At 39.8% G+C, this 7,340-nt stretch carries 7 protein-coding genes and 1 tRNA gene; 5 read left to right on the top strand and 3 right to left on the bottom strand.

The window, feature by feature from the left end; all coding sequences use genetic code 11:
- Nucleotides 1-66 precede the first annotated feature (66 nt).
- The 3 genes from SYJ56_RS22210 (at nt 67) to SYJ56_RS22200 (ending at nt 2,294) form a co-directional block, all read left to right on the top strand.
- On the top strand, nt 67-1,347 hold the full coding sequence (locus tag SYJ56_RS22210) for an FAD-binding oxidoreductase (RefSeq protein WP_323838051.1): 1,281 nt from the start codon (nt 67-69) through the stop codon (nt 1,345-1,347).
- A gap of 179 nt (nt 1,348-1,526) precedes the next feature.
- The gene (locus SYJ56_RS22205) at nt 1,527-1,733 is read left to right on the top strand and encodes a hypothetical protein (RefSeq protein WP_323838049.1); all 207 of its coding nucleotides are present in this window, start codon (nt 1,527-1,529) and stop codon (nt 1,731-1,733) included.
- Nucleotides 1,734-1,916: 183 nt separating this feature from the next.
- On the top strand, nt 1,917-2,294 hold the full coding sequence (locus tag SYJ56_RS22200; RefSeq protein ID WP_323838047.1) for a GNAT family N-acetyltransferase: 378 nt from the start codon (nt 1,917-1,919) through the stop codon (nt 2,292-2,294).
- 453 nt (nt 2,295-2,747) lie between these two features.
- Here the strand turns inward: SYJ56_RS22200 and SYJ56_RS22195 are convergent.
- A tRNA-Ser gene (locus tag SYJ56_RS22195) sits at nt 2,748-2,839 on the bottom strand.
- Between the two features lie 386 nt (nt 2,840-3,225).
- On the opposite strand from SYJ56_RS22195, the gene SYJ56_RS22190 reads away from it, so the two are divergent.
- Nucleotides 3,226-3,480 carry a hypothetical protein gene (locus SYJ56_RS22190; RefSeq protein WP_323838045.1) on the top strand — a complete coding sequence of 85 codons (255 nt, stop codon included), beginning with the start codon at nt 3,226-3,228 and terminating at the stop codon, nt 3,478-3,480.
- A 53-nt stretch (nt 3,481-3,533) separates the two neighbouring features.
- On the opposite strand, the gene SYJ56_RS22185 is transcribed toward SYJ56_RS22190, so the two are convergent.
- Nucleotides 3,534-4,745, bottom strand: a complete 1,212-nt coding sequence (locus tag SYJ56_RS22185) for an S-adenosylmethionine:tRNA ribosyltransferase-isomerase (RefSeq protein WP_323838043.1) — start codon at nt 4,743-4,745, stop codon at nt 3,534-3,536.
- Between the two features lie 71 nt (nt 4,746-4,816).
- On the opposite strand from SYJ56_RS22185, the gene SYJ56_RS22180 reads away from it, so the two are divergent.
- The gene (locus SYJ56_RS22180) at nt 4,817-5,899 is read left to right on the top strand and encodes an o-succinylbenzoate synthase (RefSeq protein ID WP_323838041.1); all 1,083 of its coding nucleotides are present in this window, start codon (nt 4,817-4,819) and stop codon (nt 5,897-5,899) included.
- Here the strand turns inward: SYJ56_RS22180 and SYJ56_RS22175 are convergent.
- Nucleotides 5,896-7,035: a lactonase family protein gene (locus SYJ56_RS22175; RefSeq protein ID WP_323838039.1), complete on the bottom strand. Its 1,140-nt coding sequence runs from the start codon at nt 7,033-7,035 to the stop codon at nt 5,896-5,898. The two genes, SYJ56_RS22180 and SYJ56_RS22175, sit on opposite strands and share 4 nt — an antisense overlap.
- Nucleotides 7,036-7,340 lie beyond the last annotated feature (305 nt).

The raw sequence follows: 7,340 nt of genomic DNA, 5'->3' as shown, positions 1-7,340 counted from the left end.
TAAACAAAAAGACCTGTACCAACTTCTTCCCTCAAACTGGAAGCAGCACAGACCTAAACCGATTCTCTGAAATTCCTAATCCAAAACATATGGGATGCTCGGAGCGATACAGATGTTATGGCTTCCGTAAATTTTGGAAGAGAAAATAATTTATTGGTAGCTATTAGGTGTGGTGGCCATAATGGTGGCGGCTTAGGTGCTTGTGACGATGGATTAGTAATTGATCTGTCGGGAATTAAATTTGTTCGTGTTGATACTTCTGATGACACCGTCAGAGTTGGAGGAGGAAACCTGTGGGGGGAAGTTGATCATGCCACGCATCCATTTGGGCTTGCAATTCCTGCAGGAATTATTTCTACAACCGGTGTTGGGGGATTAACCCTCGGCGGTGGTGTAGGTCATCTGTCACGAAAATATGGACTTACCATAGATAACCTATTGGAAGCTGATATGGTATTGGCAGATGGTTCTTTTGTTACGGTAAGTGCCAAAAAGAATAGTGATTTGTTTTGGGCCATTCGTGGCGGAGGTGGAAACTTTGGAATTGTAACCTCCTTTAAATTTCAGGCGCATAAGGTAAAAACTGTTTTTGGAGGCCCAACCTTGTGGCCAATTGAAAAAACAGAAGAAATAATGAAATGGTATCAAGACTTTATAAATAGTGCACCAGACGATTTAAATGGTTTCATCGCAACGTTGATTATTCCGGGAGCGCCATTTCCTGAGCATCTACATAACAAACAATTCTGTGGAATAGTATGGTGTTATACCGGAGACATGGCTAAGGCAAAAGAAGCGTTCGAGCCGATCCTGGCAATGAATCCTTTATTTGAGCATGTGGGTGAAATGCCTTACCCTTCTGTCCAGACTTTATTTGATGGGTTGTTTCCTCGCGGTTTGCAATGGTATTGGAGGGCTGATTTTTTTAATGACTTAGGCCCCGAGGTCAGGGCAAAGCATTTAGAATTTGGATCAAAGATACCAACACCCCTTTCTCAAATGCACCTGTATCCAATTAGTGGAGCTGCCGGCAGAGTGGCAAAAGACGCAACAGCATGGGCTTACAGAGATGCCAAGTATGCAGGAGTAATTGTTGGGGTTGACCCGGATCCTTCAAATGCAGATACAATTACAAAATGGTGCAAAGATTATTGGGAAGCATTGCATCCTTATTCGGCAGGAGGAGCATATTCTAATTTTATGATGGATGAGGGAGAAAGTAGGGTGAGGGCTGCTTATGGAGATAATTATGAACGACTTGAAGCAATTAAGAATAAATATGACCCACACAACTTATTCAGAGTGAATCAGAACATAAAACCCATGCTGAAGGTCCTTTCAGATTGACAGGGAAGTAGTCTTGGGGGAGGATCATATCCTTCCCGTTTTCAGGGCGAGTCACCCTGACAGACAAGAAATATGATTTACACCCAGATTAGACCTCACTCCGATTTAGCAGACTACATTGACACTTTTTTGGACGGTGGAAGGTCTCGGGAAACAATTGAAAAAACAGTACATATTGCTTGACGGCAATTGAACTGAAAGAAAACAGCAAGGTCGTTTGGAAATGTGTGGCATTAGATGAAGAATGGATAGGAACGGGAGTATCTTTTGAACTTATAGAAAAAGATAATAGCACAACAGTAATTCTTAACACTTTGATTGGAAAGAGCGAGCAGACTTTTATCGATGGTGTGGTTATAACTGGGCAATGTTTCTTTATAGTTTGAAGACATACTGTGAAAATCAAAAAGGATTACCCTATCAGGAAAGGGAATTTTGAAATCAGACAATAAACAACGAACCGCTAACATTGGCCAAAGGCAATTGGGCGGAAGAAACTAAACTAAAAATGAAATTTAGAAAAGCAACAAGAAACGATGCTTCGCTAATTGTGGAAATGATCGCGGATGATGAACTTGAAAAAAAATAGAGAAAATTTTCAAACACCATTACCAACTGAATATCTTAATGCTTTTGACAATATAAATGCTGACCAAAATCAAGAATTAATTGTTGTTGAAAACGAGGATTCTGAAATAATAGGAACTCTGCAATTGTCTTTTATTCAGTATCTGACCTATCAGGGGGGAATAAGAGCACAAATAGAAGCTGTGAGGATTAGAAAAGATAAAAGAGGACTTGGTATTGGAAAAAAAATGTTTGAATGGGCAATCAATAGAGCGAAAGAACGGAATGCACATTTGCTACAACTGACAACAGACAAAAAAGCTCAGAAGCAATTAAATTTTACGAAGACTTGGGATTTAAAGCAACACACGAAGGAATGAAGATACACTTTTACTAAATGCCAGTCGCCTTCAGCACAAATAACAAATGGCTAGATTGTTTTACATTCGGGATTTGGTTTTCGAACCAAAATATCTGTTTGAAGGATATTTCATATATAACGGCCCAACCAATATTTGTAAAACCGTTAGATTAAACAAAACTCGGAATACAAGTTCTAAATCACAAGATGCTCATCTATTGAATATGTTGTAAATCAGTAATCTATAACAATCTCAGTGCGTCCTTCGAGTAAATGAACTACACGAATGACGCACTGGAATTACAGGCAACTATGAAAATTATAGGGGGTTGTCCACGGGTAAAGGCTACAAAGACACTTTTTACATGTGGTACTCTCACGAGTAAATCAGTTAGTTACGATCATTTTTGGAAATAAAAAAAGCGAGTTGACAATTTTTTGAATTGTAACTCGCTAGTTTTTAGATTTTTAATGGTAGAGAGTGGGGGATTCGAACCCCCGGTACGCTTTGACACGTACGACAGTTTAGCAAACTGCTGGTTTAAGCCACTCACCCAACTCTCTATTTTTTTTAATTTCTCTAGATTGAACGTTAGCAAACTGCTGTCCCGATAGCTATCGGGATAAGCCACTCATCCAACTCTCTAGATATTTTTATTTGGCTTCGTTTTTCGTTTTACAAAATCATCCTTCCGATAATTTTATGGATTTTTGACTCATTTTAAGTCTCATCCATGTTGTAAATCGATGCAAATATAAGTCAAATGATCAGATTTAAACAAATCATTAGCAGATAGGAATTTTATGATCAAATCTTTTTGTCTAATAGTCTGAAAATCAAATAAAATAATTTGACAGTTAACTTCTGGAAAAGTGAAAAATACCCTGTATAGGGTATATATATTTAATATGTAGTGGTTAAATTTGATTTTTATTTAAAGCCAACTACTATGAAAATCCAAACCTCTGCTGCGAACTTTTTGATTGAGAAATGTTACGCTAACAATGGATGCGTAATCATCCGTTCTAATTCCCAAGAAGAACTTTTTCGTTTTTTCGGTTCTTTAGAAATTTCTGTGACTAATGATCTTTATTATGCTTATGAAGTTCAAGCTTGCAAGCAAGAATTTGCAAATGCCATGATCATTATGGTCAAAGAGATTGACTATTCTGAGTTCTCCGAATTCAGCCTTCAAATGGCTTAAATCGAGTTTAGGGCTCTATTTTCAGGCCGTTAAAGACTTTTGTTTCTGGAAGACTATTCTATCCAGAGTAAGCTACTATCTCCGTAACTTAAGAAGCGATACTTATTTGCCAAGGCTTCGGTATAAACTCGCTTCCAATCTTCGCCAAGGATCGTAGCTATCAACAAGATAAGGGTAGAGCCTGGTTGATGGAAATTTGTAATCAGCCCTTTGACAATCTTAAATCTGTAACCAGGGAAAATAAAGATCTCAGTGGTTCCCATGATTGTTTGAAGGCCAGTTTCTTTCATATAAGTTAGAATGGCATCGTAAGCTTGCTTAGCCGATGGCAAACTTTCTCTGCTTTCATATGGAAATAGCTTTTCGATTTTCAAATCCTCGCCTCTTCCTTCAAGTAACTTTACGCCGTACCAATACAAGCTTTCCAGTGTTCGCACGGAGGTAGTTCCTACAGTTACGACTTTTCCTAAGTTTGATAAGATAAGCTCAATTGTTTCTCGATTGATGTGGATTTGTTCGCTATGCATAGGATGCTCAGTGATCTCGCTGGCTTTGATCGGCTGAAAAGTACCTGCACTCACATGCAGCGTTACTTGCGCTTCTTTGATGCCTTTAGATTTCAACTGATCGAAAATCTCGGGAGTAAAGTGAAGTCCGGCAGTGGGAGCAGCTACAGCACCTTCTTTTTCCGAGTACACTGTCTGATACCTTGATTTGTCTTCTTCGATAGGCTTGCGGTTCAAGTATGGAGGAAGTGGAACCTCACCACTTGCTTCTACCACATCTACAAAAGCGACCTCAGGATTGTCCCAGGAGAATTCCACTTGACGTGTCTCCCGATCAAATAATTTGGCTTGAAGAGTTATCGAACTACCATTGAAAAGAATCAGGCCTTTTAGGATTTCTCCATCTTTCCATTTCTTAGCATTCCCGATCATAGTTTCCCAAATCACTGGATGCTTGGCAAGCATAATCTCTGGGATCACTGTCGTAGGAGAAATTGGTTGAAGGAGAAAAATCTCAATTCTTGCTCCAGTTTCCCTCTGAAAAATCAATCGAGCTGGAATTACCTTGGTGTCATTGTACACAAGCAAGGTGTCTGCGGGAAGCAAATCTGGAAGGTTGCTAAAGTTCAGATGTGAAATCTGACCATCTTTGTAGTGTAAAAGTTTCGAGGCATCGCGCTTTGCCAAAGGGTACTTCGCGATTTTTTCTTCGGGTAATGTATATTCGTACTCGCTTAAATCAATTGCTGGGATCTGCATAACTAGGTGTAATTCTGCCTGCAAATATAGCCCAACTCATTTCAAGTACCTTCCAAAACTATTCTTAATCCATGACCGATTCTCCTAAAATTACCTTTGACTACCTCAAGCGAACATTGGTTTTTAAGTTTGATGCAGGTACTTCCAGAGGAGTTTTGAAGACTAAGGATGTTTACTGGATCAAAGTTTTTTATTCAGGCCATCCTGAAATAATAGGTTGGGGCGAAGCTGCCCCTTTGGTGAAATTGAGCTTGGATGATCGTCCTGATTTTGAGCAGATACTTCAGCACACGCTTAAGGGAATTTCGAACGTAAATTGGAATAAATCTGAAGGAGGGGTTTTAGAACAGCTACAAGAACTTATTCCCTTTGAATTGCCAAGCATCAGGTTTGGGTTAGAAACAGCGATTCTTGATCTGATGAATGGCGGTAAAAAGATGATTCTTGGTGGTGAGTTTTTTGAAGGGGAAAAGTCTATTCCTATCAATGGATTGATCTGGATGGGAGAAAAAGGCTTTATGCTGGAGCAGATCAATGAAAAGCTGGGACAGGGCTTTGACTGTATCAAAATGAAGATTGGTGCAATTGATTTTCGGCAAGAATTGGATCTGCTTGATTACATCAGAGCTCGCTTTTCCAAAGAACAAATTACGCTTCGTGTAGATGCAAACGGCGCATTTTCGAAAGATGGCGCACTCAGCAAACTGCAGGAATTAGCCAACTATGATTTGCATAGCATAGAGCAACCAATTGCAGCTGGGAATTGGGAAGCTATGAAGCAACTTTGCGTAGCCACTCCGCTACCTATCGCACTTGATGAGGAATTGATAGGAGTGAAAAATAAGGCTGAACTTCTTGATGTAATCCAGCCTCAACATATCATTCTAAAGCCAACATTACTTGGTGGGATATTGGAAACCAAAGAATGGATTGAACTGGCTGAGGTTCGAAAGATTGGCTGGTGGATGACCTCGGCTCTGGAGAGTAACATTGGATTGAATGCTATCGCTCAACTTTCAGATAGCTTGGGTGCTAAGATTCCGCAAGGACTTGGTACAGGGAAATTGTATCAGAACAATTTAGAATCTCCCTTGGAAGTAGATAGAGGTAAAATACTTTACAATCCAGTCACAGCCTGGGAAGAACCTTCTTAGTCATCTAGTCTGAAGAGGTAAACAGGTTTGTTTATTTCCACTTTCCAGGACGTTAGGTTTAGTTCCCCCGTTTCTTCGTCCCGTTCAAAAACTACAATGTCATTACTTGCTTGATTGGCAGAGAGTAAATATTTACCATCAGCGGTGAGGTTGAAATTACGTGGCATTACACCTCCGGAACTTACCTGTTGGATCAGCCAATAGTTTCCGTCATTTTTCTTTGCGAAAACCGAAAGACTGTTGGCATCTCCACGATTGGATGCATAAATATTCTTGCCGTCAGGGGAAATTCTTACTTCAGCAGCTCCGACTTCCCCTTCATAATTATCTGCAACTAGGGAGATCCGTTGCTTAGGAGTGAGATTTCCGTCTTTGAAATCAAATACCGCCAATACAGCCGTTAATTCTTCCACCACAAAAACCTCAGATCCATCAGATGAAAAGACCAAATGTCTGGGGCCATCTCCAGGCTGGGCTTTAAATGCATTGTTTAGGGTGAGTGGCTCTTTTGCAGTTGCATCAAAATCATACACATACACCTGATCCGTGCCTAGGTCTGCCACAAGTAAAAATTTACCATCTGGGCTAAATACTGTGCTATGTACATGTGGAGAATTTTGTCGGTCTTGATTGATACTGCTACCTTCATGCTGAATAGTCTGAAGGTGCATTAATTCTGCATTGTCTCCAATCTTAAAGGCACTGAAACTACCACCACTATAATTTGCTACAGTCAGAAACTCTTCATCTGGAGAGAGTGCAAGATAGCAGGGGTGATCACCGTAGCTAGGCAATTCGCTAATTTTGGAAAGGGTTTGATTCTCTTTAGAGCGGGTCAAACTGATTATATTTCCACCAGGTACATTGTCTATTTCCTCTAAGCTGAAGACCTTGTCTTCAGAGGAATTCGCTAATACAAAGGATGGGTTTTGAATTCCGGGAAAAATTGTCCGAACTTCAAGTCTATTCTCCGAAGGAGTAAAATCAAGTTGATTAATTCCCTGGCTTGCCTCCTCGGTGTAAGTGCCTACAAGAAAAGAGTAAGTAATAGGTGTTTCTGTCATTTCGGTAGTTTTATCTGTGGTGCAGGCAAAAGAGATTGCTAGTAGTCCAGCTAGTAAAAGTGATCGTTTCATGTGTTTATAATTTTCTTTCAAAGGCCACATAGTCTGTCCCGTCCCGATAGTTATCGGGATTGTTCGGGACCTGCCTACCGTCAGGCAGTGAATCTCGCATGGTTGATAATCATTCCACCGTGTGGCGTCTGCTTCATGCTCGATTTCATATCAGAAAGATATTGAAATATCCGAAATAAGGGTTTTGAGTTTTTGTTGATAAATTTGTCATTTGGTTAATAAAAAGGAAGAGAATGAGATTATTTGTTAATGAATACTCAATAGTTATTTCAGTTTTTAGAATTTTTACTAATTTGCTTAACCAT

The sequence above is a fragment of the Algoriphagus aurantiacus genome (genome assembly GCF_035156405.1).
Classification (GTDB): domain Bacteria; phylum Bacteroidota; class Bacteroidia; order Cytophagales; family Cyclobacteriaceae; genus Algoriphagus; species Algoriphagus aurantiacus.
The sequence above is the reverse complement of the archived record's forward strand: the minus strand, read 5'-3'. Positions and strand labels throughout refer to the sequence as shown.

Coding starts and splice junctions, on each gene's coding strand:
- SYJ56_RS22200 (WP_323838047.1), top strand. CDS start 1,917: ATGAACTTGAAAAAAAATAGAGAAAATTTTCAAACACCATTACCAACT.
- SYJ56_RS22190 (WP_323838045.1), top strand. CDS start 3,226: ATGAAAATCCAAACCTCTGCTGCGAACTTTTTGATTGAGAAATGTTAC.
- SYJ56_RS22185 (WP_323838043.1), bottom strand. CDS start 4,745: ATGCAGATCCCAGCAATTGATTTAAGCGAGTACGAATATACATTACCC.
- SYJ56_RS22180 (WP_323838041.1), top strand. CDS start 4,817: ATGACCGATTCTCCTAAAATTACCTTTGACTACCTCAAGCGAACATTG.
- SYJ56_RS22175 (WP_323838039.1), bottom strand. CDS start 7,035: ATGAAACGATCACTTTTACTAGCTGGACTACTAGCAATCTCTTTTGCC.